The 22,846-nt window shown below is 72.7% G+C and carries 25 protein-coding genes; 17 read left to right on the forward strand and 8 right to left on the reverse strand.

All coding sequences use genetic code 11. The features are described 5' to 3' along the window. The first annotated feature begins 64 nt into the window (after positions 1-64). The 7 genes from AB0N03_RS08635 to AB0N03_RS08665 are packed head-to-tail and all read left to right on the forward strand — an operon-like array spanning position 65 to position 7,524. A complete protein-coding gene (locus tag AB0N03_RS08635) occupies positions 65-1,063 on the forward strand; it encodes an amidohydrolase family protein (protein ID WP_364367464.1) in 999 nt (332 codons plus the stop codon). Then, entirely contained in the window at positions 1,060-1,836 is a 777-nt protein-coding gene (locus AB0N03_RS08640) for an alpha/beta fold hydrolase (RefSeq protein WP_364367467.1), read from the forward strand. The genes AB0N03_RS08635 and AB0N03_RS08640 overlap by 4 nt, the downstream gene beginning before the upstream one ends. After that, a complete protein-coding gene (locus AB0N03_RS08645) occupies positions 1,833-2,702 on the forward strand; it encodes a xanthine dehydrogenase family protein subunit M (RefSeq protein ID WP_364367470.1) in 870 nt (289 codons plus the stop codon). Before AB0N03_RS08640 ends, AB0N03_RS08645 begins: the two co-directional genes overlap by 4 nt. Next, positions 2,695-3,180: a (2Fe-2S)-binding protein gene (locus tag AB0N03_RS08650; protein WP_364367473.1), complete on the forward strand. Its 486-nt coding sequence runs from the start codon at positions 2,695-2,697 to the stop codon at positions 3,178-3,180. The genes AB0N03_RS08645 and AB0N03_RS08650 overlap by 8 nt, the downstream gene beginning before the upstream one ends. Continuing rightward, complete coding sequence (locus AB0N03_RS08655; protein ID WP_364367475.1) at positions 3,173-5,533, forward strand: xanthine dehydrogenase family protein molybdopterin-binding subunit; 2,361 nt, start codon at positions 3,173-3,175, stop codon at positions 5,531-5,533. The genes AB0N03_RS08650 and AB0N03_RS08655 overlap by 8 nt, the downstream gene beginning before the upstream one ends. Continuing rightward, complete coding sequence (locus tag AB0N03_RS08660; RefSeq protein WP_364367478.1) at positions 5,533-6,165, forward strand: SRPBCC family protein; 633 nt, start codon at positions 5,533-5,535, stop codon at positions 6,163-6,165. Before AB0N03_RS08655 ends, AB0N03_RS08660 begins: the two co-directional genes overlap by 1 nt. Before the next feature lie 21 nt (positions 6,166-6,186). Continuing rightward, positions 6,187-7,524 (forward strand): solute carrier family 23 protein, encoded by a 1,338-nt coding sequence (locus AB0N03_RS08665; RefSeq protein WP_364367481.1) that lies wholly within the window; start codon positions 6,187-6,189, stop codon positions 7,522-7,524. Here AB0N03_RS08665 and AB0N03_RS08670 read toward each other — a convergent pair. Then, on the reverse strand, positions 7,521-8,444 hold the full coding sequence (locus AB0N03_RS08670; protein ID WP_364367484.1) for a cation diffusion facilitator family transporter: 924 nt from the start codon (positions 8,442-8,444) through the stop codon (positions 7,521-7,523). The two genes, AB0N03_RS08665 and AB0N03_RS08670, sit on opposite strands and share 4 nt — an antisense overlap. 54 nt (positions 8,445-8,498) lie before the next feature. Here AB0N03_RS08670 and AB0N03_RS08675 point away from each other — a divergent pair, with 54 nt between their 5' ends. Beyond that, a complete protein-coding gene (locus AB0N03_RS08675) occupies positions 8,499-8,849 on the forward strand; it encodes a metalloregulator ArsR/SmtB family transcription factor (RefSeq protein WP_364367487.1) in 351 nt (116 codons plus the stop codon). Here the strand turns inward: AB0N03_RS08675 and AB0N03_RS08680 are convergent. Beyond that, complete coding sequence (locus tag AB0N03_RS08680; protein WP_364367489.1) at positions 8,846-9,649, reverse strand: MerR family transcriptional regulator; 804 nt, start codon at positions 9,647-9,649, stop codon at positions 8,846-8,848. The two genes, AB0N03_RS08675 and AB0N03_RS08680, sit on opposite strands and share 4 nt — an antisense overlap. A 7-nt stretch (positions 9,650-9,656) precedes the next feature. Next, a complete protein-coding gene (locus AB0N03_RS08685) occupies positions 9,657-10,916 on the reverse strand; it encodes an amidase family protein (RefSeq protein ID WP_364367492.1) in 1,260 nt (419 codons plus the stop codon). 246 nt (positions 10,917-11,162) lie between these two features. Between AB0N03_RS08685 and AB0N03_RS08690 the strand changes: the two genes are divergently transcribed. Next, positions 11,163-11,342, forward strand: a complete 180-nt coding sequence (locus AB0N03_RS08690; protein WP_364367495.1) for a hypothetical protein — start codon at positions 11,163-11,165, stop codon at positions 11,340-11,342. Between the two features lie 52 nt (positions 11,343-11,394). After that, the gene (locus tag AB0N03_RS08695) at positions 11,395-11,841 is read left to right on the forward strand and encodes a nitroreductase family deazaflavin-dependent oxidoreductase (protein ID WP_364367498.1); all 447 of its coding nucleotides are present in this window, start codon (positions 11,395-11,397) and stop codon (positions 11,839-11,841) included. Positions 11,842-11,879: 38 nt separating this feature from the next. On the opposite strand, the gene AB0N03_RS08700 is transcribed toward AB0N03_RS08695, so the two are convergent. After that, complete coding sequence (locus AB0N03_RS08700; protein ID WP_364367501.1) at positions 11,880-12,674, reverse strand: ANTAR domain-containing protein; 795 nt, start codon at positions 12,672-12,674, stop codon at positions 11,880-11,882. Positions 12,675-12,845: 171 nt separating this feature from the next. Between AB0N03_RS08700 and AB0N03_RS08705 the strand changes: the two genes are divergently transcribed. From AB0N03_RS08705 to AB0N03_RS08715, 3 genes are all read left to right on the forward strand, one after another. After that, complete coding sequence (locus tag AB0N03_RS08705) at positions 12,846-13,454, forward strand: HSP18 transcriptional regulator (RefSeq protein ID WP_364368112.1); 609 nt, start codon at positions 12,846-12,848, stop codon at positions 13,452-13,454. A 242-nt stretch (positions 13,455-13,696) separates the two neighbouring features. Next, a complete protein-coding gene (locus AB0N03_RS08710) occupies positions 13,697-13,930 on the forward strand; it encodes a DUF6480 family protein (protein WP_364367504.1) in 234 nt (77 codons plus the stop codon). A 29-nt stretch (positions 13,931-13,959) separates the two neighbouring features. Beyond that, entirely contained in the window at positions 13,960-14,133 is a 174-nt protein-coding gene (locus AB0N03_RS08715; RefSeq protein WP_284742728.1) for a hypothetical protein, read from the forward strand. Here the strand turns inward: AB0N03_RS08715 and AB0N03_RS08720 are convergent, their stop codons facing one another. From AB0N03_RS08720 to mdlC, 3 genes are read right to left on the reverse strand one after another with little or no spacing between them, the layout of a single operon-like run. Further along, positions 14,134-15,348, reverse strand: coding sequence for an aromatic acid/H+ symport family MFS transporter (locus AB0N03_RS08720; protein ID WP_364367506.1), 1,215 nt, complete (start codon positions 15,346-15,348; stop codon positions 14,134-14,136). It abuts the gene before it with no gap. 11 nt (positions 15,349-15,359) lie between these two features. Beyond that, on the reverse strand, positions 15,360-16,787 hold the full coding sequence (locus AB0N03_RS08725) for a benzaldehyde dehydrogenase (RefSeq protein WP_364367509.1): 1,428 nt from the start codon (positions 16,785-16,787) through the stop codon (positions 15,360-15,362). Positions 16,788-16,789: 2 nt separating this feature from the next. Then, positions 16,790-18,364: a benzoylformate decarboxylase gene (mdlC, locus tag AB0N03_RS08730; protein ID WP_364367512.1), complete on the reverse strand. Its 1,575-nt coding sequence runs from the start codon at positions 18,362-18,364 to the stop codon at positions 16,790-16,792. Positions 18,365-18,458: 94 nt separating this feature from the next. Between mdlC and AB0N03_RS08735 the strand changes: the two genes are divergently transcribed. After that, positions 18,459-19,352, forward strand: coding sequence for a LysR family transcriptional regulator (locus AB0N03_RS08735; protein ID WP_364367515.1), 894 nt, complete (start codon positions 18,459-18,461; stop codon positions 19,350-19,352). Here AB0N03_RS08735 and AB0N03_RS08740 read toward each other — a convergent pair. Next, on the reverse strand, positions 19,349-20,122 hold the full coding sequence (locus AB0N03_RS08740; RefSeq protein ID WP_364367517.1) for a cellulose binding domain-containing protein: 774 nt from the start codon (positions 20,120-20,122) through the stop codon (positions 19,349-19,351). The two genes, AB0N03_RS08735 and AB0N03_RS08740, sit on opposite strands and share 4 nt — an antisense overlap. Before the next feature lie 166 nt (positions 20,123-20,288). Between AB0N03_RS08740 and AB0N03_RS08745 the strand changes: the two genes are divergently transcribed. Genes AB0N03_RS08745 through AB0N03_RS08755 form a run of 3 tightly spaced genes read left to right on the forward strand, consistent with a single transcriptional unit; the run spans position 20,289 to position 22,677 of the window. After that, the gene (locus AB0N03_RS08745) at positions 20,289-21,269 is read left to right on the forward strand and encodes an NmrA/HSCARG family protein (protein ID WP_364367520.1); all 981 of its coding nucleotides are present in this window, start codon (positions 20,289-20,291) and stop codon (positions 21,267-21,269) included. Beyond that, positions 21,266-22,081 carry a BTAD domain-containing putative transcriptional regulator gene (locus AB0N03_RS08750; RefSeq protein ID WP_364367522.1) on the forward strand — a complete coding sequence of 272 codons (816 nt, stop codon included), beginning with the start codon at positions 21,266-21,268 and terminating at the stop codon, positions 22,079-22,081. The genes AB0N03_RS08745 and AB0N03_RS08750 overlap by 4 nt, the downstream gene beginning before the upstream one ends. After that, complete coding sequence (locus AB0N03_RS08755) at positions 22,078-22,677, forward strand: hypothetical protein (RefSeq protein ID WP_364367525.1); 600 nt, start codon at positions 22,078-22,080, stop codon at positions 22,675-22,677. The genes AB0N03_RS08750 and AB0N03_RS08755 overlap by 4 nt, the downstream gene beginning before the upstream one ends. Positions 22,678-22,846 lie beyond the last annotated feature (169 nt).

Below are 22,846 nucleotides of genomic sequence, written 5' to 3' on the forward strand. Positions count from 1 at the left end.
AAAGCGCGCTGGTCCCAGCACCACGACCCCGCTTAGCGTCAGGGCACCAACCCGACCGGTGGAGGTGAGTCGGACGGAAGTCCTCGACACGCACGCGCACATCGTGCCGCCCTCGCTGCTGACCGCGCTGGAGCAGGCCCCCGTCGCGGGGTTCTCGGCGCGGCGCACCGAGGCGGGCTGGGTGGTGGCGGTGCCCGGCACCGGCGAGACCCGGCCCATCGGCGCACGGATGACCGAGCCCGGCGCCCAGGCCGGCTGGCGGCGGCAGGCCGGCGTCACGCGGCAGATCCTTTCGCCGTGGCTGGACATCCAGTCGGCTCCGCTCAACCCGGCCCGCGCCCGGGACTGGGCGCGCACGGTCAACGACGCGATGGCCGAGTCCGCGGCCGGCACCGTCGCGCTGGCTTCGGTGGCCACCGACGACGGCGACCGGGCCGCCGACGACCTGCTCGAGGCCTGGAAACGACCCGAGTTCGCCGGGCTGATCCTCAACACCGACCCGCCCGCGGGCCCCGCGCCGCACGAGCCGTCGTTCGATCCACTGTGGACGCTCGCCGCGGCCGAAGGGATCCCGGTGGTCCTGCACCCGCCGACGTGCGGGCCGTCGGGAGACCTCGCCTCGCTGGGCACGATGGGCAACGTCCACGGCCGGCTGATCGACAACACCGTCGCGGTCACCAAGCTCATCCTCGCCGGCGTCCTCGACCGCCATCCGGACCTGCGGCTGGTCCTCGTGCACGGCGGCGGGTTCCTGCCGTACCAGGCGCATCGCCTCGACGGCGGCTACCGCACCAAGGAAGCCTTCGCCGGCGAGCTGCGGCGCGAGAAGCCGTCCGCGTACCTCGGCGACTTCCACTACGACACCGTCGGGCTGTCCGGTTCGTCGATCGCGTTCCTGGCCGGGCTCGTCGGTTCCGAAAAGCTGGTGCTGGGCAGCGACTACCCGTTCGCGCTCGGCGACCCCGAGCCGGTCCGGACCGTCCGCGAAAGCGGCCTCGACCCGGCGGCCGTCGAAGCGGTCCTGCACACCAACGCCGACACGCTCTTCCGGAGGCCCGCATGAGCAAGCCCTTGGCCGTGCGCCGCCGCGGCGCGGGAGAACCCCTGGTCCTGCTGCACCCGCTCGCGCTCTCCGGCGAACTGTGGACGCCACTGGCCGAAGCCCTTTCCGACGAGTTCCAGGTCTTCGCCCTCGACCTGCGCGGCCACGGCGACAGCGCCTGGGACGGCAAGCCGTTCAGCATCGAAGACCTCGCCGACGACGTCGCCCGCACCCTCGACGCCCTCGACCTCCCGTCGGCGAGCCTGCTCGGCCTGTCGATGGGCGGCAGCGTCGCGGTGAACTTCGCCGGCCGCTACCCCGAGCGCGTCCGCTCGCTCGTGCTGGCCGACACCACGGCCTGGTACGGCGAAGACGCCGTCACCGCCTGGGCCGAACGCGCGCAGAAGGCCGTCGCCGCGCCGCGGGCGAAGCAGGTGACCTTCCAGCTCGACCGCTGGTTCTCCCCGGAGTTCCGCGACCGGCACCCGGAAGAAGCCGACCGCGTCGTCAAGATCTTCCTGCGCACCAACAGCGAGGCCCACGCCGCGGCGTCGATCGCCATGGGCGCCATGGACTCCCGGCCGCTGCTGCCGTCGGTCACCGCGCCGACGCTGGTGCTGGTGGGGCGGCACGACTACGCGACCCCGCCGACGATGGCCCGGCAGCTCGCCGAGGGCATCGACGGCGCCGAGCTCGACATCCTGCCCGACCTGCGGCACCTGTCGCTCGTCGAACGCCCGTTGCTCGCCGGCCGCGTCCGGCAGCACCTGCGCCGCGTCACGGAGACCCGATGAAACCCGCCCGCTTCACCTACCACGCGCCTCGCGAGCTCGACGAAGCCCTCGACCTGCTGCGCGATCTCGGCGACGACGCCAAGGTCCTGGCCGGCGGCCAGAGCCTGATGCCGATGCTCAACTTCCGCCTGGCCCACGTCGAGCACCTCGTCGACATCAACCGCATCGGGCAGCAGTGGGGGACGCCGGCGTTCGGCGAGGACACGATCACGATCCCCGCCCTGGTCCGCCAGCGGCAGCTCGAACGCTCGGCCGAGGCCGCGCGGCTGCTGCCGGTGCTCACCGAGGCCCTGCACCAGGTCGCCCACCCGCAGATCCGCAACCGCGGCACGATCTGCGGCAGCCTGGCCCACGCCGACCCGGCCGCCGAGCTGCCGAGCGTGCTCACCGCGCTGGACGCGAAGTTCACCGTCGCCTCGGCCCGGGGCGTCCGGACCGTGTCCGCGGCGGACTTCTTCCTGTTCCACCTCACCACCGCCCTCGAGCCGGACGAACTGCTGCTGGAGGTGAGCGTCGACCGACCGGGGACGAACCAGTTCTCCGCGTTCCGCGAGTTCGCCACCCGGCGCGGCGACTTCGCGCTGGCCGGTGTCGCGGCGGTGTGCGAAGTGGATGACGGCGTCGTCACGGCGTGCCGGATCGCGGCGGCCGGCGTCGCGCCGACCCCGCAACGGCTCACCGACGCCGAACTGCTCGTCATCGGGCAGCCCCTCGGACCCGACCTGGGCGCGGCCGCTGAGGCCACCGCCCGCGCCCAGGTCGACCCCACCGGCGACATCCACGCGAGCGCCGAATACCGCGCCCGGCTCACCGGCGTGCTGGTCAAGCGCGCGCTCGCCGACATCACGGAGAAGGCCCATGCTTGAGCAAGCCACCCGGCGGGTCCGGGGCACGGTCAACGGCGACCCGTTCGACGAGGCCGTCGACCCGCGCCTGACCCTGGCGGACTTCCTGCGCGAGAAGCTGCGGCTGACCGGCACGCACCTCGGCTGCGAGCACGGCGTCTGCGGCGCGTGCACGGTGATCGTCGACGGCGCCGCGACGCGCGCGTGCCTGATGCTCGCCGTCCAGGTGGACGGCGCGGCCGTCGAGACGGTCGAAGGCCTGGCCACCGACGGCGAACTGGCGCCGCTGCAGCAGGCGTTCAAGCGCAACCACGCCCTGCAGTGCGGGTTCTGCACGCCGGGGTTCCTGATGAGCGTCACGGCCGCGCTGCGCGAGGACACCGTCCGCGACGAGGCCCAGGCGCGCGAGGTGCTGAGCGGGAACATCTGCCGCTGCACCGGCTACACCGGGCTCGTCCAGTCCGTCTTGGACGTCGCGAATGGACGGTCCGATGCCTGAGGCGATGATCGGCGCCCGGCTGCCGCGCCGCGAGGACCAGCGGCTGCTCACGGGCCAGGGCCGCTACCTCGACGACCTCGACCTCCCCGACGCTCTCGCGGCGGCCTTCCTGCGCTCGCCGCACGCGCACGCGCGGATCACGGCGTTCGACGCGAGCGAAGCCCTCGCGCTGCCCGGCGTCGTCGCGGTGTTCTCCGGCGCGGACCTGATGGAGATCCAGAAACCCTTGGCGCCCAAGGTGCAGCACCCGCAGCTGCGCGATTACCCGCGGCTGCCGATGCCGCCGGAGGAGCTGCACTACGTCGGCGAGGCCCTCGCTGTCGTGATCGCGGAGTCGCGGTACATCGCCGAAGACGCGCTGGAACTGATCGACGTCGACTACGAGGTGCTGCCCGCCGTCGGCTCCACCGCCGCCGCGCTGCGCCCCGGCGGCCCGCTGGTCCACACCGGCGACGAGTCCAATGTGGCCGTGCTGCTCACCCAGAGCGCCGGCAACGCGGCGGAAGCGCTCAGCACCGCACCGCACACGCTGAGCGAAGAGTTCTTCGTCATGCGCGGCGGCGGCCACTCGATGGAACCGCGCGCCGTGGCCGCGCGCTTCGAGCCGGCGACCGGGCAGCTGACCATCTGGGACACCACCCAGTCGCCGCACTACGCGCGCCAGCAGCTGTCGATGATCTACGAGATGGCCGAGGACGACCTGCGCGTGATCGCCCCGCCGGACGTCGGCGGCGGCTTCGGCCCCAAAGCCCAGTTCTACGGCGAAGAAGTCGTGATCCCGTGGGTCGCGAAACGGCTGCGCCGCGCGGTGAAGTGGGTCGAGGACCGGCAGGAGAACTTCGTCTCGGCGATGATGGAACGCTCGCAGACGCACCAGGTCGAGGTCGGCTTCGACGCCGACGGCCGGCTCCTGGCCGTCAAGGACGTGATCGAGCACGACCAGGGCGCGTACTGTGCCGGACTGCAGGTCCCGTCGATCACGACGTCGACGGTGCCGGGCCCGTACAAGGTGCCCAACATCGACATCGAGCTGCGGGCCTGTTACACCAACATGGTCCCGACCTCGTCGGTGCGGGGCGCGGGCCGGCCGCAGGCGGTGTTCGTGATGGAACGCATGATGGACCGGATCGCGGCGCACCTCGGCCTCGACCCCGCGGAAGTGCGGCGGCGCAACCTCATCCAGGCCGACGAGTTCCCGTACCAGGTCGGCATCATGTTCCGCGACGGCAGCCCGCTGACCTACGACAGTGGCAACTTCCCGGCATTGCTGGAAGGCGCGGTCGAGCGCATCGGGTACGACGAGGCCCGGCGGGAGCAGGTTCGCCTGCGCGAGCAAGGCCGGTACCTCGGCATCGGGCTCGCCGTGTACGTCGAAGGCTGCGGGCTCGGCCCGTACGAAGGCGCGAAGATCCGCCTCACCAACCGAGGCCGGCTCCTCGTGACGCTCGCCGCGGCCGGCCAGGGGCAGGGCTACGAGACGATCTACGCCCAGATCGCCGCCGACGGCCTCGGCCTGGACATGGCCTACATCGACGTCACGACCGGCGACACCGCGCGGATCCCGTTCGGCCAGGGCACGTTCGCCTCGCGCATCACGGCCACCTGCGGGCCGGCGGTGTTCGAAGCGGCGAAGCAGATGCGAGCCCGGCTGCTCGACACGGCGGCGGTGCTGCTCGGCTGCGATGTGTCCGAAGTGGACTTCGACGGCAACCACGCGTGCCTGGGTGGTGACCGCGAGAAGTCCGTTTCGCTGCAACAGCTCGCGCAGGTCGCGAACATCGGCAAGCACGGCATCACGCTGCCCCGCGGGATCACCGCCGGGCTCGAGACGGCGAGCTACTTCTCGCCGGAGCGAGCGGCTTACGCCAGCGGCGCGCACGCCGCGCTGGTCGAGGTGGACCCCGAGACCGGCGGGATCACCATCCTCAAGTACGTCATCGGCCACGACTGCGGGACCGTGATCAACCCCCTGCTCGTCGACGGTCAGGTGCTCGGCGGGTTCGCCCACGGCCTCGGCAACGCGATGTACGAAGAAGCCGTCTACGACGACGAGGCCACCCCGCAGGCCACGAGCTACCTCGACTACGCGCTGGTGTCCTCGGCCGAGGTGCCGCCGGTCGAGCTGTTCCACATCCATTCGTCCAGCCCGCTCAACCCGCTCGGGGTGAAGGGCGCGGGGGAGGGCGGCACGGTCCCGCCCCCGGCCGCGATCGCCAACGCCGTCGAGGACGCCCTGCGCCCGCTCGGCGCCCGCGTGACCCGGGCGCCGGTCACCCCCGCCCGCATCGTCGACGCCCTGCTGGCCGCCGCCTCAGTCGCCGACTCAGTTGCCGAAAAGAAGAAGGTCTCCTGATGCTCATCGAGAACTCCTTCGAGGTCGCCGCCGACCCCGACGAGGTGTACCGCTTCCTGCAGGACGCCCACAACGTCGCCGCGTGCTTCCCGGGCGCCGAGCTGACCGAGGACCTCGGTGACGACGCCTACCAGGGCAAGGTGAAGATCAAGGTCGGTCCGGTGACCGCGGCCTACCAGGGCGTGGCGAAGGTGGTGGAGCGCGACGCGGTCGCGCGCACGGCGGTGCTGCTGGCCGACGGCAAGGACTCGCGCGGCTCCGGCACCGCCAAGGCGCGCGCGACGATGCGCGTGACGCCGTCGGGCGAGGGCGCGAACGTCGTGCTGGCCACGGATCTGACGATCTCGGGCAAGCTGGCGCAGTTCGGGCGCGGGATCATGGCCGACGTCTCGGGCCGGATGGTGGGAGAGCTCGCGTCCCGGGTGCGGCAGCGCATCGAGCAGGGCGAACCCGCGGCGCCCGCTCCGGCTGCTGCTTCGGTGGCACAGCCCGCACCCACCGCCGTACCTCCCAGCGGCGAGCCGCGGGACGAAGCTCCGCCGATGAAGGCGGCCGAGCTGATCCGCATCGTGCTCGCCGGGATGCTCGAACGCTGGGCCGCCCGGCTGCGTGCTCCCCGTCCCGTCCGCTGACCCCGCTCCCCAGGAGTCCCCATGGCCACTCGCATCACCGTCGACGCGCCGGCCGGTCACGTACCCGTCTTCGACGTCGGCATCGACGACAAGGTCCGGGTCTCGAGCGCGGTCGGGCTCGGGATCCAGAACATCCTCGGCATGGCGGGCCTGCTGATCTTCCCCGCGTTGATCGGCACGGCGTTCAAGCTGTCCGCCGCGGACACCGCCTACCTCTACGGCGTCACCTTCATGACGTCCGGGCTGGTCGTGATCCTGCAGTCGGTACTGCTGCTGCGGCTGCCGATCATCCAGGGGCCGTACGCGGGTTCGCTCGCCGCGCTGCTGGCCGTCGGGCACGGGCGCGGCGGTCTCGGCGCCGCGTTCGGGTCGATGGTCGTCGCCGGGCTGATCTGGTGCGTCATCGCAATCCCGCTCAAGCGGTTCGGCCCGATCACGTACCTGGCGAAGTTCGTGCGCGACCCGGTCATCTCCGGCGTGCTCGTGCTCATCCTCGCGACCCAGCTGACGAGCACCGCCCTGCCCAACTGGCTGGGCACGCCTGCGAGCCCGGGCTTCCCGTGGGTGAACCTGCTCGCGGGCGGCGTCGCGGCGGCGCTGGTCATCGCGTTGACGTTGCTGCGTCGGGGAAAGCTGTTGCGCCGGGGCGCGGTCCTGGTCGCGGTGGTGGCCGGGACGGTCGTCTACGCGCTGCTCGCGCCGACGAGTTTCGGCGCGGTGGGGGAGAACCTCGGCGTCACGGTGCCGCGGATCTTCCCGTTCGGCTTCGCCGTGCAGGGCGACCTCGTGCTGATCTTCTTCATCACGCTGCTGCCCGCGATCGCCGAAAGCATCGCCACCTACGACATCGTGGCCGACTGGGGCGGGCAGGAGCTGTCCGGCCACCGCGTGTCCCAGGGCGTGTTCGGCGAAGTCCTCGGCAGCACGGTCGGGGCGGTGTTCGGCGGACTGTCCACTTTGGCCTATCCGGACAACATCGGCCTGCTGCGCGTGACGAAGGTGGGCTCGCGGTACGTCACGCTGGCCACCGGCGTGATCCTGCTGGTGCTGGGCGGCCTCGGCCCGTTCGACCGGCTGCTGCAGGCGGTCCCGCTGCCGGTGCTGGCCGCGGCGGGCACGGTGCTGTTCGGCGTGCTGTTCGCCAGCGCGATCGACGTCCTCTCGGGCGTGCACTGGTCCCGCGACAACCTGATGCTGGCCGGCTTCCCGTTCATCACGGCGATCGGCGGCCTGTTCGTCCCCGCGCCGACGCTGAAGGCGATGCCGCAGGTCGTCCAGCTGATCCTCGCGCAGCCGCTGATCCTCGGCACGGTGCTGCTGGTCCTCCTGAAGCTGGCGTTCGGGCTGCGGCGGAGCTAGTGCGCGAGTTCCGCGCCGACCGCCGGTTCGGTGTGGACGACCACCGCGGCCAGCCGCGGGATCGTGTGCACCAGCCGGTGCTCCACGACGTGCGCGAGCGCGTGGGCTTCCCGGACGCTCAGGTCCGCCGCGACCGTCACCGCCAGCTCGGCCCGCAGGTGGTGCCCGATCCACCGCATCCGCAGGTCACGCGCGCCGAGCACGCCCTCGACGTCGAGCGCTGTCCGCTCGGCCAGCTCGACCGACGCCGGGTCGACGGCGTCCAGCAGCCGCCGGAACACCTCCTTCGCCGCGTCGCGCAGCACGAACACGATCGCGACCGTGATACCCAGCCCGACGATCGGGTCCGCCGCGGGGAAGCCGAACGCCACTCCGGCAGCGCCCGCGACGACGGCCAGCGACGTGAAGCCGTCCGTACGGGCGTGGACCCCGTCGGCGACCAGCGCGGCCGAGCCGATCTCCCGTCCGACCTTGATCCGGTACCGCGCGACGAGCTCGTTGCCGGCGAAGCCGATCACGCCCGCCGCCGCGACCACCCACGGATGGCCGACCGGCCGTGGATCGAGCAGCCGCAGGACGGACTCGTACCCGACGAGCACCGCCGAAGCGGCGACGACCAGCACGACGACCATCCCGGCCAGATCCTCGGCGCGGCCGAGGCCGTAGGTGTAGCGGCGCGTCGCCGCCCGCCGGCCCAGCACGAACGCGATGCCGAGCGGGACGGCGGTCAGCGCGTCGGCGAAGTTGTGGATCGTATCGCCGAGCAGCGCGACCGACCCGGTGACGAGCACGAGCGCCAGCTGCGCGACGGCGGTCACGAACAGCGCGGCGAACGACCACGTCAGCGTGCGCAGCCCACGCCGGCTGGTTTCGAGGGCGTCGTCGACGCGGTCGTGGCCGTGCCCATGTCCGTGTCCCATGGTGGGAGTCTATCTGCGCATGCACGCAGATACGCAAGTAGTAAGGTTCGCGGCATGCACGCGTCGCTGCCGGAGTTCGACATGCCTGCCGACGAGCAGGTCCACCTGGCCGCGGAGTCGTTCCGCCTGCTCGCCGACCCCACTCGCATCAAGGTGCTGTGGGCGCTGCTGCAGGGCGAGTCGTCGGTCGCCTGCCTGGCGGAGCTGGCGGGGGCGGCCCCGACGGCGGTCAGCCAGCACCTGGCGAAGCTCCGGCTGGCCGGCCTGGTCAAGGGCCGGCGCGAGGGCACGTTCGTCTACTACTCGGCGGCCGACGACCACGTGCGCGGCCTGCTGGCCCAGGCGCTGCACCACGCGGACCACCTGGACCGCGACCTGCCGGCCGAGCACGCCCACCGGCCTTAGCGGATCGGCTCCTGCAGCTCCGTCACCCAGTCCGCCGGATCGTCCGGGCAGTCGAGGTACAGCTCCCGCTGCGGCCCGGCCGAGGCGAACCCGTGGTCGGCGATCCAGTGGACCACCGCCTGCCAGCTCGGCAGCACGCCGTCGATCGCGCCGCGGTGGACCAGCGTCGCCGCGCGGACCGGTGCGAGGTCCGCCACGGCCAAGCCGTTGAGGTCACCCGAGCCGACCGACGCCGGAACCGCCGCGTGCACGACGACCTCGTCCTCCGCGTGCTGCTCGTAGTAGCACGTCAGCCGCCCGGCCGGGGTGACGTCCGCCGCGGGGAGGCGGCGGCCCAGCTCCGCGCACAGTGGCCGCACCACCGGGCCGATCGCCTCCGGCGCGAACCCCGCCGCCACGCCCGTCAGCTCGACCACGCGCATCGCCGGCAGCTCCTTGACGACGACGTCGGGTGCGTGACCTTCCTCTTCGATCGTCCGCAGCCGCGCCTCGACCTGCGTGAGCCGCGCCGCGCCTGCCGCCAAGGCGGACTCCAGTTCCGCTCGCCGCAACGTGAGCATGCCGCGCACCTGCTCGGCCGAGACGTCCTCGGCCAGCAGCGTCGCCACCTGCTCGAGGGTGAACCCGAGGTCCTTCAGCGCGACGATCCGGTTGAGCCGCGCCAGCTGCCCCGCCGTGTAGCTGCGGTAGCCGGTCGCGGGGTCGACGCGCGCCGGCCGCAGCAGCCCGAGCGCGTCGTAGTGGCGCAGCATCCGGACCGACACCCGGCCGTGGCGGGCGAAATCGCCGATCGAGAACACCTCCCGATCATTCCGCAGGCGGGACGAACCCGCCGACGACGTCCGCGGCGAGTTCCGCGAACGTGATCGCGGTGTCGTCCTCGTGCGCCGGTCCGATGACCTGCAGCCCGACCGGCAGCGCGCCCCCGGCCGGCGCGCTCACCGCGGGCAGTCCGGGCAGCGACGCCTGCGCGACCCAGAACACCTGGTCGTCGTAGCGGTGCCGGTCGTCGTGCGGGAACGCCGTCGTGAACACGGTCGGGCAGAGGAAGACGTCGACGTCGGCGAAGTACCGCGCCCACGCCGCTCCCAGCGCCGCCCGCTGCCGCTCCCGCTCGTCCGTGCCGGCGAGTTCGCGGCCTTCCTGGGCGGCGAAGAACCACTCGACCTGGAAGCCGAACGCCGCCGCCTGGACGACCGGATCGACGCCGTCCGGCCAGCCTTCGCGCAGGGGGACACCCGCCTTGGCGAGTGCGTCGACGGCGTCCGACAGGACCTGGCCGACCTCTTCGGTCACCGGGCAGCTCGGGTCGTCGAGCACGACACCGACGCGGAAGTCCGGCAGCTTCGACCGGCGCGAACGCGCTCCCGGCCGGCCGGTGACGTTCAGCGCGAGCCGCAGGTCGGCGGCCGAGCGGGCCAGGGGACCGACCGCCGAAGGGAACTCCCGGACGAGATCGGCGGGCGGCCCGGGCGGCTGGAAACCCCGCAGCGGCACCGTTCCCGGGGTCGGCTTGAGGCCGTAGACGCCGCAGTACGCCGCCGGGATCCGGATCGACCCGGCCAGGTCGGAGCCGTACTCCAAAAAGGACAGTCCGGCCGCGAGCGCGGCCGCCGCGCCACCGCTCGACCCGCCCGGCGTCCGCGCGGGGTCCCACGGGTTCAGCGTCCGCCCGTAGACCGGGTTCTCGGTCCGGCCGAAGTCGGCGAGCATGCGGTGCACGTTCGATTTGCCGACGACGATCGCGCCCGCCGCTTGCAACCGTTCGACGACCACGGCGTCCCGGTCCGCCACGGCGTCGGCGAACGCCGGCTCGCCCCAGGTCGTGGCCATTCCGGCGACGGCGAAGGCGTCCTTGATCGTCATCGGGACGCCGTGCAGCGGCCCGCCGGTCGTCGCGTCGGCCTTCGAAGCTGCTTCGAGCGCGAAGTCGCGGCGGGTCGCGACGACGGCGTTGACGTCGGAGGCGTCGATGCGCGCGAAGAGCTGTTCGGTCAGTTCACGGGACGAGAGCGCGCCCCGGCGGATGTCGGCGGCCACGTCGGTGGCGGTGCGGAAGAACGTCATGGGTCCGGGATAGCGGCTGACACGGTGTCAGGGTCAACGGTCAGGTCCGGCCGCGCCCGTTCGTCCTCGGGGGACAGGACACTTCGACGAAGGACCGACATGGACACGATGGACTTGTGCCGGCGCGCGAGGGACGGGTTCGACGCGGTGCTAGTGGGCGCGGGTGGTTTCCACTGCGAGCCGCGGTGGTAACCACCGGTGATCGCCGTCCGACTCGCGGACGGCGCACTGGCGGAGGGAAATCCGATGCCGACTGCAGTTCGCCTGACCGCACCCCCGGCCCCGCCCGAGCCGATGCCGCCCGATCCCGTCTCGCCGGACCCGTCGCTGCCGGGCCCGGATCCGGACCGGCCGGCTCCGGAGCCGGGCACGCCCGTGCCGGATCCGTTGCCCCCGGAATCCGAGCCCGGTCCGGACCCTCGCTGAATACGAGTCACAGATGATATGAGTGTCATATGATCTCGTGTACGCTCGTGTCATGACAACAGCGCAGAACTACCGGCGGATGGTCAACGCCGGGAACAAGATCGTCGTGGGGTTGCAGCGGCTGGGTGTCGCGTTCGGCCCGATGCAGCTGCTCACCGTCCCCGGCCGGCGCACGGGGGTGCCGCGCACGTTCCCGATCGCGGTCATCCCGATCGACGGCGACCGCTACATCTTCCAGGCCTACCCGAAGGCGGCCTGGGTGGCGAACGCCCGTGCGGCGGCCGAGGTGACGCTCACCCGCGGCCGCCGCACCTCGGCCGCTCGCCTGAGGGAGGTCCCGGTCGAGGAGCGGCGCCCGCTGCTGCGCGAGCTGGTGGCGAACAGCCCGGCGAGCGTGGGGAAGCGGCTGGTGACCACGGGTCTCGCGGAGGCGGCAACTCCCGACGCGGCTGCTGCGGCGGCGGAGCGCATCGCGGTGTTCCGCATCGAGCCGGCCTGAGTCGGAGGCCGGATTGGCCGGGGTGGCCGGCCGCAGCGTTACAAGCCGGTCAGCTCGACGTCGCTCTCGAACGCTCGCAACACCTGCGCGGCGGCGGCGCGGGCGGCGGGACCGGGGTGGATCGTGCGGTGGCCGTCGGGCTGCGGCGCCGGGGCACCGGCCAGCAGTTCCACCAGCGCGACGGCGAGTTCGCGCACCTTGACGTTGAACTGCCGGCTCGCCCGCCGCAGGGTCGCCCAGGCCTCGTCGGGGTCGCAGCGCCGCAGCGCGATGACGATGCCTTTCGCCTCCTCCAGCGCGGCCCGCGACTGCAGGAGATCCAGCATCTGCTCGGTCCGGTCCGGCCGGGCCGCCTCGGCGACGGCCAGCACCATCGCCGTGAACTTTTCGTTGCGCCGCAACACCTTCAGCGTCTCTTCGGTGGCGGGCCGATCGAGCGTCACCGACAGCACCAGGCGGCCCTCGTCGTCCCAGGGGGCGGGCAGCGCCGCGACGCCGCGGACGCGCGTCCAGTCCGTCGCCAGGTCGGGATGGAGCTCGATCAGGCCGCTGAGGGTGAGCGACGGCCAGCGTTCATCGGCGAAGACGTCGGCGGTGACGACCGGCTCGCCCGTGTGGCAGGCCGTCGCCACCGGGCCGCCGAACCGGTCCAGCTGGGCCGGGACGAAGGCGGTCGCCAGCTCGCGGGTGGCGGCCACGTGCAGCGGCATTCCGTGGTGGTGCGCGGAAAGCGCGGCGCCGAGGGCGCCCGGCACGTCGGCGGCGATCCGCGCCAGGAGCTCCTCGAGCAGGGCGGTCACGGGCGCGCGCTCGTCCTGCTTTTCGGTGATCACGCGAGTTTTTCGACGTGAGGAGGTCAGACTTCGGCAAGGCTGGGGAACCGGGGTGTCGCGCATCACCATCGGTCCACCTCCGGGAACTCGACGACGCTGGCGTCAATACGCGCTTTTGTTCTATCATGTCGTCAAAACGATGACAAGATGGGAGTCGTCGAAACGATGACGATGGACGCGAGTGATCCCGCGGGCGCGCTGAGCCGGATCCACGAGGTGGTCGCAGCCTCCCGCGCCGGCTCGGTGGATCAGGACCGGGTGCTGTCCGCGCTGGCCGGCCTGCGCGTGCTGCGCGAGGAGCTGGCCGGCTGGGAGCCGGAGCTGATCACCGCGGCCCGGGCGGTGGGCGCCAGCTGGGTGGCGCTGGCGCCGGCGTTGGGCGTGGCGAGCCGCCAGGCCGCGGAACGGCGCTACCTGCGGCTCCAGCCGTCGAACACCGGGGAGAAGACGGGGGAGGCCCGGGTGGGCGCGGAGCGCGACCGCCGGGCGGGCGACCGGGCGGTCGCCGACTGGGCGCGCCGCAACTCGGTGATCCTGCGCCAGCTGGCCGGCCGGGTGAGCGCCTTGGACGGTCTCGGGCCGGCGGCGCAGGAGAGCGCGGACCGCCTGGGGGCGGCATTGGGCGACGACGACCCGGCGACGCTGTTGCCCCCGCTGGCCGCGGCCCAGCCGCACCTGGCCGCCGAGCACGCGGGGCTGGCGGAGCAGCTGGGAGAGATCTCGGCGGAGGCGAACCGCCTCCGCCGCGACGCGGCGGGGAACCGGCGGGCGAAGGACTGAAACCGGGGCGGGGCGAGCCGGCAGCCCACCTGCCGACGCGAGACTGTGCCCGACCCGACCCCGGCCGGGGGAACGGCCCACCGTCTCCGGCGCGAGCCGAGCCGGACCGCTCCGAGCAACCCACCCGGCCGGGCCGCGCCCGACAGCCGAGCGCCCCGCCCGCCGTCCCGCGCCAAGTTTGTCCGCCTCCCCGCCGGGCACCCGCCGCCCAAGCCGAACCGACCGCGACGGAAGGACCGACCATGACCGCCCAGCCCCCGGATCCGGACCCGAGTCGCACCCCGGACCTCGAACCTGGGGGCGGGGTGCCGCCGGGCAGCACGCCGCCCGACTCCGCGCAGACCTCCGGGCTCTCGCACCCGCAGCCCATGCCGTCGAAGACCATGCCGGTGCTCTGGCTGGTCGTCACCGGCGTCCTCGTGCTGATGGTCGCCGCGCTGATCGTCTCGCTCGCCGTCGGCTGGCTGAATGTCTGAGCCCGGACCGCAGCGGGTACCACCCCGGCATGGACGACAAGATCCCCGACCGGACGGAAACCCGCGCCGAGCTGCTGCCGGAGGAACAAGCCGCCGACAGCGCCGACCCCGAAGCGCAGGCCCGGGAGGTGCTGAAAGACTCCGACCGCCGTACCGAGGATCCCGAGCCCACCATGCGCCGACGCCCCGAGGAAACGGCCTGACTACACTGCCGTCAGCTCCGCGGGAGCACGCGCCTCGCCGCGCAGCATCAGCACCGCGACCAGCCCGAACGCGGCCACGACGGCGAAGAAGTAGAACCCCCACGGGTACGCGACCCCGGCCGTGACGAGCGCGCCGGTCACGAACGGCCCGAGGATCGACCCGAGCCGCCCGACCGCCGACGTCAGCCCGAGCGCCGTGCCCCGCAGCCGGGCCGGGAACACCTGCGCGACGTACCCGTAGATCAGCACCTGCGCGGAGAACACGAACACGCCGGTCAGCAGCACGACCGCGTTGAGCACGAACGCGTTCCCGATGCGCAGGCTCAGCGCCGCGAGCAGCACCGCGCCCGCGCCGAACCAGATCCGGGCGATCGGCCGGATGCCGAACCGGTCGGCGATCGTGCCCGCCAGCACCAGCCCGAGCACCGCGCCGATGTTGAGCACCAGCAGCAGCGTGATAGACGTCGAGATCGGGTAACCGGCCGTGCGCATCAGCTGCGGCAGCCACGTGTTGAGCCCGTAGACCAGCAGCAATCCCATGAACGAACCGGTCCACACGGCGATGCTGATCCGCCGGAACCGCGCGCCGAGCAGGTCGCGCAGCCCGACGCGCTCGGCCGCCGCGTCCTCCCGGGACGCCAGGTACGCCGCGGATTCCGGCAGCTTCCACCACATCAGCGGCACGGCCAGCAGGCCGACGATCCCGCCGCCGTAGAACAGCACGTGCCAGTCCTCCTTCGCGTACAGCGCGAGGATCGACGTCAGCACCGCGCCGACGTGGTAGCCGGTCATCGTGAACGTGCTCGCGCTGGCCCGCCGCCGCGCCGGCAGGTTCTCCGACATGACGGTCAGCGCCACCGGCATGCACGCGCCGAGGCCGAGCCCGGCGACGAACCGGAAGATCCCGAACGTCGCGACGTTCGGCGCCACCGGCGTCAGCAGGGTGAACAGCGAGAACAGCAGCACCGAGCCGATGAGCATGCCGCGGCGGCCGAAGCGGTCGGTGAGCGGGCCGAGGAAGGCCGCGCCGACCGCGACGCCGACCAGCGACACGGTCGCGACCGCGGTCGCGCCGGCCGCGGTGAAGCCGAGGTAGCCGCTCTTCAGCAGGGTCGGGATGGTGGCGCCGAGCGCGACCAGGTCGTAGCCCTCGAGCAGGACGGTCAGCCAGCAGAGGACCGCCGTCCACACGGTACGGGCGGGAGACGTCGTCATCGTCGTGCTCCTTAGAACGGGTAGCCCGCGATGTCCGCGCGGACGGTCAGCCACTGGGTTTCGGTGAAGGCCTCGATGTTGGCCTGGGCGCCGCCGAAGCGGGAGCCGTTGCCGGAGTCGCCGACGCCGCCGAACGGCGCGGTCGGCTCGTCGCCGACGGTCTGCTCGTTGATGTGCACCTTGCCCGAGCGGACCTCGTCGGCCAGCGTCATCGCGGTGCCGACGTCGCCGAGGATGCCGACCGACAGGCCGTACTCGGAGTCGTTGACGATCCGCGCGGCCTCGTCGAGGTCGCGGTAGGCGCGCACCGGCGCGACCGGGCCGAAGATTTCCTCGCGCCACGCCGGTGTCGAGCCGGAAAGTCCGAAGAGGACGGTCGGCGGGTAGAACGGCGCGTCCGGCTTGCCGCCGGCCAGCACGCGAGCACCGGCCGCGACACTGCGGTCGACGACGTCGGTGACGTGCGCGAGCTGGCGGCCGTCGATGATCGGGCCGAGCGCGACGTCGCCGGCGGCGGGGTTCCCGACCGGCAGCCGCCGTGCCTTCTCGGAGAGGGCCTCGACGTATTCGTCCACTTGGGTCTCGTGCACGAGGTGACGCCCGGTCGTCATGCAGATCTGGCCCTGGTGCAGGAACGAGCCGAACGCGCCGGCGGACGCGGCCTTGGCGACGTCGGCGCCCGGCAGCACGACGAGCGCGTTGTTCCCGCCCAGTTCCAGGTGCACGCGCTTGAGCGCCCGCGCGGCGGCCTCGCCGACCTTGCGGCCGGCGGCGGTGGAGCCGGTGAACGACACCACCGACACCTCGGGCGCGTCGACCACCGCCGCGCCGACGGCGGCGTCGCCGGGCAGCAGGTGCAGCAGTCCTTCGGGCAGTCCGGCCTCCTCGAAGACGCGCACGATGCTCACCCCGCCGGACACCGCGGTCCGCAGGTCCGGCTTGAGCAGCACGGCGTTGCCGAGCGCGAGCGCGGGCGCGACCGAGCGGATCGCCAGGATCAGCGGGAAGTTGAACGGCGAGATCACCGAAACCACGCCGGCCGGGACGCGCCGGGCCAGCGACCAGCGGGGTTCGCCGGTGCTCAGCACCTCACCGCGCGGATGGGTGGGCAGGGCCGCGGCCTCGAAGCAGATCCCGGCCGCCATCTCCGTCTCGATCGCGGCCTTGGGCCGCGTCGAACCGGCTTCGCGGACGATCCAGTCCTGCACCTCGGCGGCGTGCGTCTCCCACAGCTCCCCGGCGCGGCGCAGCACCGCGGCGCGCTCGGCGGGCTTGCGCCGGGCCCAGTCGCGCTGAGCCGCGGCGGCGGTCGAAGCGGCCTTCGCGACGTCGTCCGGCGTCGCGATGCCCACGTTGCCGAGGATGTCCCCGGTGGCCGGTTCGACGACCGGATGGGTCCCGCCGGTACCTCGGACGAAGTCGTCGTCGAGCAAGGTCATGATCACTCCGGGGAGGTCGGTTCGGTGTCGACCTGGATCAGCCGCGGGCCGTCCGGGGTCGTCTTGAGCTGGGCGTACAGGTCGTCGAGGCCGGTGACGGTGGTGGCGGGGACGCCGTAGCCGGCGGCGATGGCGGTGAAGTCCAGGCCGGGGATTTCGGTGCCGGGCACGTCCGGCGTCCCGAGCAGCTCGCCGAACCACCGCAGCGCGCCGTAGACGCCGTTGCGCAGGATCACGAACGTGACCGGGACGCGGTAGTGCGCGGCGGTCCACAGCGCCGTGATGCCGTAGTTCGCCGAGCCGTCGCCGATGACGCCGACGACCTGGCGGTCCGGGCTGCCCATGGCGACGCCGACCGCGGCGGGCAGGCCGAACCCGAGGCCTCCGGCGGCGGGGAAGAAGTACGAGCCCGCGCGGCGCAGGTCCATCTGCCGCCACCAGGCGGAGTTCGTCGATGTCGATTCGACGACGTAGCGGGTGTCCGCGGCCTGGGTTTCGCGCAGCGCCGCGAAGACCTGCTCCGGGTGCAGCGCCTTCTCGCCCGTTTTGGGCTCCGGGTTCGCGACGAAGTCGCCGCTCGACCTGCGTCCCGGCACCTTGGCCAGCAGAGCCTCGATCACCGGCGCGGGGTCGGCGACCAGCGCTTCGCCCATCGGCGCGCGGGCCGCGGCGCCGAAGTCGTCGGTCACCTGGATCAGCCGCGTGCCCGCCGGCAGGTACGCGCCCGGCACGTACTGGTGGTAGCGGAACACCGGCGCGCCGAGGACGAGCACGAGATCGTGCCCGGTCAGCGCGTCCGAGACCGGCGCGATGCCGGCCGGCAGCACGCCGCGGAAGAGCCGGTGCCGGTTGGGGAAGGGCAGCCGGTGCGGCGACGGCGCCACCCAGGTCGGGAGGTCGAGGTGCTCGGCGAGCGCGACGGCCCCGTCGAACAGGCCGGTCGCGTCGAGGTCGCCGCCCAGGACGAGGGCGGGGTTCTTCGCGGTGGCGACGCTCGTGGCGAGGTCGTCGAGCTGGGTCTCGCTCGGAGCGAGTCCTCTTCGGACACTTCGGTCCAGCGTCACGGCGGCGTTCGCGTCCAGCTCGACGGTCCAGTCGTCGTAGGGCACCGAGAGGTAGGTCGGCCGCCGGTGCAGCTCGGCCTCGAACACCGCCTGCGCGAGCGAGCGCGGGACGTCCTCGGCGCAGCTCGGCTCGCCGGCCCACCCGACGAGGGGGCGCATCAGCTGCGTGGCGTCGACGTTGGCGAGCATCGCCTCCATGCCGATGGCCGCGCGCACCTGCTGGCCCGCGGTGAGCACCAGGGGAGAGCGCGAGTAGACGGCGTTGGTCAGCGCGCCCATCGCGTTGCCCGAGCCGGCGGCGGCGTGCAGGTTGACCAGCACCGGGCGGCCGGTGGCCTGGGCGTAGCCGTCGGCCATCCCGACGACGGCGCCTTCGTGCAGGCCGAGGACGTAGCTGAAGTCGTCCGGCAGCCCGGCGAGGAACGGCAGTTCGTTGGAGCCGGGGTTGCCGAAGATCGTGGTCAAGCCGCGGCGGTGCAGGAACTCGTGGGCGAGCCGGCGGGCGGTGGGCATGCGCGGGTCCTCCTCGAACGGTTGGCCCAGACCCTATGGAGGCCCCGGGCCGTGTTCCAATAAATGTTGTCTGCCACTCATATAGACGGGATCGATGATGCGGGATTTCGACCTCAACCTGGTGCGCACGTTCGTGCTGCTCTACGAAACCCGCAGCGTGACTGCGACGGCCGAGTCCCTGCACGTCACGCAGCCGACGATCAGCTACAGCCTGCAGAAGCTGCGGCGCCGCTTCTCCGACGAGCTGTTCCGCCGCACCGGCGGCGGCCTGGTGCCGACGACGACCGCCCGCGCGCTCTACGAACCGCTGCACAGCGCGCTGTCCGGCATCGAGACGGCGGTCAGCGGCGCGTGGTCGTTCTCGCCGTCGACGACCCGGGCGGCGTTCACGCTCTGCCTGTCGGACCTGGGCGAGATCTCGCTGCTGCCGCGCCTGATGGCGGCGCTGCCTTTGCGCGCGCCCGGAGTGACGCTGACGGTCCGCCCGCTCGACGTCGAGGGCGCCGCCGACCAGCTCGGCCGCGGCGAGATCGACGCGTTCATCGCGTCGCCGCTGCTCAGCTCCCAGCGCGTGGCGCGGGTCCCGCTGTTCTCCGAGGGCTACCTGGGCATGGTGTCCCGCGACCACCCGCGCTTGGGTGCGTCGGTCGAGTTCGAGCAGCTGGCCGCGGAGCGCCACGTGACGGTGTTCGGCCCGACCGGCCACGACGGCCCCCGCCGCGCACTGGAGGCGTGCGGGCTGCTCGACCGGGTGGTCCTGGAGGTGACCCGGTTCGCGGCCCTGCCGTACCTGGTCCAGGACGGCGAGCTGGTGGCGATGGTGCCCCGCCTGGTGGCGGAGATGTTCGCGGCCGAGCACCGCGTCCGCCTGTTCGAGCTGCCCATGGACGTCGAGCCGGCGCAGGTGTCGGTGTACACGCGCCACACGCACGCCCGCAGCCCGGCGCAGCACTGGCTGGTGGACTTCATGCGCGAGGTGTTGGGTTAGCCCACGTCGCAGCGGGCGCCGTTGAGGGTGAACGCCGTGGGCGCCGGGTTTCCGTGATCGAAGGCGCCGTTCAAGCCGGTGCTGACGGTCGCGCCCGGTGCGAGGGTGGTGTTCCACGACTCCGCGTTCACCGTCACCCGGCTCCCGCTCTGGCTGTACTTGCCGTCCCAACCATGGGTGACCCGCTGCCCGGCGGTGAACGTCCAGCCGAGCGTCCACGGCGAGAGCGTCTCACCGCCCTTGTTGGTGATCGCGACGTCCGCGGTGAAGCCGTCGTTCCACTGGTCCGTCACGGAAAAGCGCACGACGCACGTCGCCGCCGCTTCGACCGGAGGCGGCGGCTTGGGCTCGGCTGACGACGTCGCGGTTTGCCGCAGCACGGTCGGGATCGGCGTGGGGCTCGGTTTCGCCGGAGTCGGCGTCGCCGGACGCGGCGTCGTCGCCGGCGCGAGCGGGCCGGGCGGCGCGGCCGCCTGCCGCTGGGGCGGGCTTTCGGACGTGACGGCGATGACCACCAGGCTGCCGAGCACTACGACGGCGCCGACGATCGCGGAGATCCACCGGATCCGCCGCCCGGCCCGCTGCTGGTCCGCGGCGGCCTCGCGCGCCCGCTGTTCGAGCCGCTCGCGGTAGCCGTCGCCGGTGTCCTCCTCGCGAGCCGGCGCTGCCGGGTGAGGCCCGCCGAGCGAGCGCGGCGTCGCCCCGGTCTCCCGGAGCAGTTCGGCGACGGAGATCTCGTCGTCGTCCCGCCGCCGATCGGCGCGCGCCATCCGGAACCTCCCGTTCTGCGGCCCGACCGGCGAATCCTAGGAAGCCGCGGCGACCTTGTAAACCGGGTGCACGCCGCGTGCACCCGCCGTGCACGAGACGCTGATGCCGCGGCGGTTCCCTGGACCGGTGGCCGGACCACCCCGGCCCGATCCCGGGAGGTTTCCGATGTCCGAAAAGAAGATCATCGCCGTCGTCGGCGCGACCGGCCAGCAGGGCGGCGGCCTGGCCCGCGCGATCCTCGACGACCCGGAGCAGCGATTCGCCCTGCGCGCGCTCACGCGCAACCCGGACTCCGCGGTCGCGCAGGCACTGGCCGCGCGTGGCGCCGAAGTCGCCGCCGCCGACCTCGACGACGAATCGAGCCTGACCAGGGCCCTCGACGGCGCGTACGGCGCCTACCTGGTCACCGCGTTCTGGGAGTACCACTCGGTCGACCGCGAGCAGCGGCAGGCCCGCGCGATGGCGGCGGCCGCGAAGGCCACCGGGCTGCGGCACGTGATCTGGTCGACGCTGCCGGACACACGCCTGCACCTGCGCGACGACCGCGTGCCGACGCTCCACGAGCGGTACAAAGTCCCGCATTTCGACAGAAAGGCCGAGGCGGAGAAGCACTTCGTCGAGGCGGGCGTGCCGACGATGTTCCTCTCGACGACCTTCTACTTCGAGGCGTTCGTCGACTTCTTCCGCCCGGTCCGCGACGACGACGGCATCCTCGCGCTGCACCTGCCGATGGCCGAAGGACGGCTGCCGGGCATCGCGGCGGAGGACAGCGGCCGGACGGCGTTCGGCGTCTTCGCGCGCGGCCCCGAACTGGCGGGGGAGACCATCAGTATCTCCGGCGAGAACCTGACCGGCGAGGAGTACGCGGCGGCGTTCGCGAAGGAGCTCGACGCGGTCGTCGCCTACCGGCCGATGAGCGTCGAGGCGCTGCGGACGTCGGGCGTCCCCGGCGCCGACGACCTGGCGAACATGTTCTTCTACTACGCCGAGCACGAAAGCGCGTTCGCCGGCGCGCGCGACCCGGAAGCGGTGCGGCAGCTGAACCCGCGGCTGCAGGACTTCGCCACCTGGCTCGCCGGGCACCGCGAAGCCTTCCGGGGCTGTGACGGAATACCGCTCTACGGCCGCCGCTTGCGCTCTGCGTGACCGATGCGATGCGGTTCGAAGTCCTCGGCCCGGTCCGGGCGTGGCGCGGCGACGTCGAGATCGAGCTGGGGCCGCCCCAGCAGCGGACGGCCCTGGCGGTGCTCCTCCTGCAGGAAGGCACGCCGCTGTCGCCGTCCCAGCTGGTCTCGGCGTTGTGGGGCGGCGCGGAGCCGAGGGCGGCGGTCGGCGTGGTGCGCTCGTACGTGTCCCGCCTGCGGCACGCGGGCGTCCCGATCGAGTCGACCGGCGGCGGCTACGCGATCCGGCCGGTGTCCTTGGACCTCACGGAGTTCCAGCGCCTGCAGTCGTCGGTCCGCCCGGATGCCTTGGGCGCGGCGCTTCTTTTATGGCACAGCACGCCCCTCGCGGGGGTGAACGGCGATTATGCGGAGGCGGCGCGCGTCCGCCTGGTGCAGCTGCACCTGACCGCCCGCGAAGACCTGGCTGCGGCCGACATCGCCGCCGGCCGGGCCGCCCAGGCGGTGGCGGCCCTGACGGACCTGATCGCCGAGGAGCCGCTGCGCGAGCGGCCGCGCGAGCTGCAGATGCTGGCGCTGTACCGCTCGGGCCGCCAGGCCGAGGCCCTGGACGTCTACGCCCGGACGCAGCGCCTTCTCGAGGCCGAGCTCGGCCTCGACCCCGGCCCCGAGCTGCAGGAATGCAGCGCCGAATCCTCGCGTCGGACCCGTCGCTGGCGCCGGTGTCGCGCCCCTCCCCACTGCCCCCGGACCTCCCGGAATTCGTCGGCCGCACGGCTGAGACCGCGACGCTGTCCGAAGCGCTCACCCGGTCGAACGGTTCGGTGCCGGTGATCGGCATCGAGGGCCTGGCGGCGATCGGCAAGACGACATTGGCGGTCCACTTAGGGCACACCATGACCCCGAACTTCCCGGACGGCCGGCTGTTCCTGGACATGTCGGCATCGGCGGACCCACTGTCCGAGCTGCTGCGCGGCATCGGCGTCAAGGACCTCCCGCCGTCACCCAGCGAGCGCGCTTCCCTGTGGCGAACCCGGACGACGGGCCGTCGCTTGCTGGTGGTCCTGGACAACGCGAGGCCGTCCGACGACATCAGCGCCCTGCTCCCGGGCACGGACGGCCCGGCGCTGATGATCACGGCGCGCCAGCGCCTGTACGACGTGGTCCACGCCCATTGGACCAAACTGGGCGGCTTGAGTCTCGCGGACTCGGTGGCGTTGCTCTCGCGCCTGCTGGGCCCGGAACGCGTCAGCCATCAGCCGGCGGAGGCCCGGGAGCTGGCGTTCCGGACGGCGGGTCTCCCGCAGGTGCTGCAGGCGATTGGCGCCCGTATGGCGGCTCGCCCGGCGTGGACCATGGCGGAGGCCCTGCGCCGCGTGGGCCGCCCAGCGCCGGGCTCCCCGGCAACGCCCCGGAGTGCAAGGCGATAGAGAAGCCGTACGAGTCGGCGCTGGCCGAGCTGTCCCGATGGCAGGCCCGGGCTGTCAGCGTTCCCGACGTTCTCGACAACGGCGGCGTCCGAGGTCCTGGACCTACGGTTCGCCGACACGTCGGCGTTGCTGGAGTCCCTAGTGGACGTGCACTTACTGGACCCGGCAG

Origin of the sequence: Amycolatopsis sp. NPDC051061, from assembly GCF_040682935.1 — a bacterium.
Taxonomy (GTDB): domain Bacteria; phylum Actinomycetota; class Actinomycetes; order Mycobacteriales; family Pseudonocardiaceae; genus Amycolatopsis.

Bases quoted from the DNA above. Each gene is read 5' to 3' on its own strand.
- AB0N03_RS08640 (WP_364367467.1), top strand. From the start codon at position 1,060: ATGAGCAAGCCCTTGGCCGTGCGCCGCCGCGGCGCGGGAGAACCCCTG.
- AB0N03_RS08645 (WP_364367470.1), top strand. From the start codon at position 1,833: ATGAAACCCGCCCGCTTCACCTACCACGCGCCTCGCGAGCTCGACGAA.
- AB0N03_RS08650 (WP_364367473.1), top strand. From the start codon at position 2,695: ATGCTTGAGCAAGCCACCCGGCGGGTCCGGGGCACGGTCAACGGCGAC.
- AB0N03_RS08655 (WP_364367475.1), top strand. From the start codon at position 3,173: ATGCCTGAGGCGATGATCGGCGCCCGGCTGCCGCGCCGCGAGGACCAG.
- AB0N03_RS08660 (WP_364367478.1), top strand. From the start codon at position 5,533: ATGCTCATCGAGAACTCCTTCGAGGTCGCCGCCGACCCCGACGAGGTG.
- AB0N03_RS08665 (WP_364367481.1), top strand. From the start codon at position 6,187: ATGGCCACTCGCATCACCGTCGACGCGCCGGCCGGTCACGTACCCGTC.
- AB0N03_RS08670 (WP_364367484.1), bottom strand. From the start codon at position 8,444: ATGGGACACGGACATGGGCACGGCCACGACCGCGTCGACGACGCCCTC.
- AB0N03_RS08675 (WP_364367487.1), top strand. From the start codon at position 8,499: ATGCACGCGTCGCTGCCGGAGTTCGACATGCCTGCCGACGAGCAGGTC.
- AB0N03_RS08685 (WP_364367492.1), bottom strand. From the start codon at position 10,916: ATGACGTTCTTCCGCACCGCCACCGACGTGGCCGCCGACATCCGCCGG.
- AB0N03_RS08690 (WP_364367495.1), top strand. From the start codon at position 11,163: ATGCCGACTGCAGTTCGCCTGACCGCACCCCCGGCCCCGCCCGAGCCG.
- AB0N03_RS08695 (WP_364367498.1), top strand. From the start codon at position 11,395: ATGACAACAGCGCAGAACTACCGGCGGATGGTCAACGCCGGGAACAAG.
- AB0N03_RS08705 (WP_364368112.1), top strand. From the start codon at position 12,846: ATGGACGCGAGTGATCCCGCGGGCGCGCTGAGCCGGATCCACGAGGTG.
- AB0N03_RS08710 (WP_364367504.1), top strand. From the start codon at position 13,697: ATGACCGCCCAGCCCCCGGATCCGGACCCGAGTCGCACCCCGGACCTC.
- AB0N03_RS08715 (WP_284742728.1), top strand. From the start codon at position 13,960: ATGGACGACAAGATCCCCGACCGGACGGAAACCCGCGCCGAGCTGCTG.
- AB0N03_RS08720 (WP_364367506.1), bottom strand. From the start codon at position 15,348: ATGACGACGTCTCCCGCCCGTACCGTGTGGACGGCGGTCCTCTGCTGG.
- AB0N03_RS08725 (WP_364367509.1), bottom strand. From the start codon at position 16,787: ATGACCTTGCTCGACGACGACTTCGTCCGAGGTACCGGCGGGACCCAT.
- mdlC (WP_364367512.1), bottom strand. From the start codon at position 18,364: ATGCCCACCGCCCGCCGGCTCGCCCACGAGTTCCTGCACCGCCGCGGC.
- AB0N03_RS08735 (WP_364367515.1), top strand. From the start codon at position 18,459: ATGATGCGGGATTTCGACCTCAACCTGGTGCGCACGTTCGTGCTGCTC.
- AB0N03_RS08740 (WP_364367517.1), bottom strand. From the start codon at position 20,122: ATGGCGCGCGCCGATCGGCGGCGGGACGACGACGAGATCTCCGTCGCC.
- AB0N03_RS08745 (WP_364367520.1), top strand. From the start codon at position 20,289: ATGTCCGAAAAGAAGATCATCGCCGTCGTCGGCGCGACCGGCCAGCAG.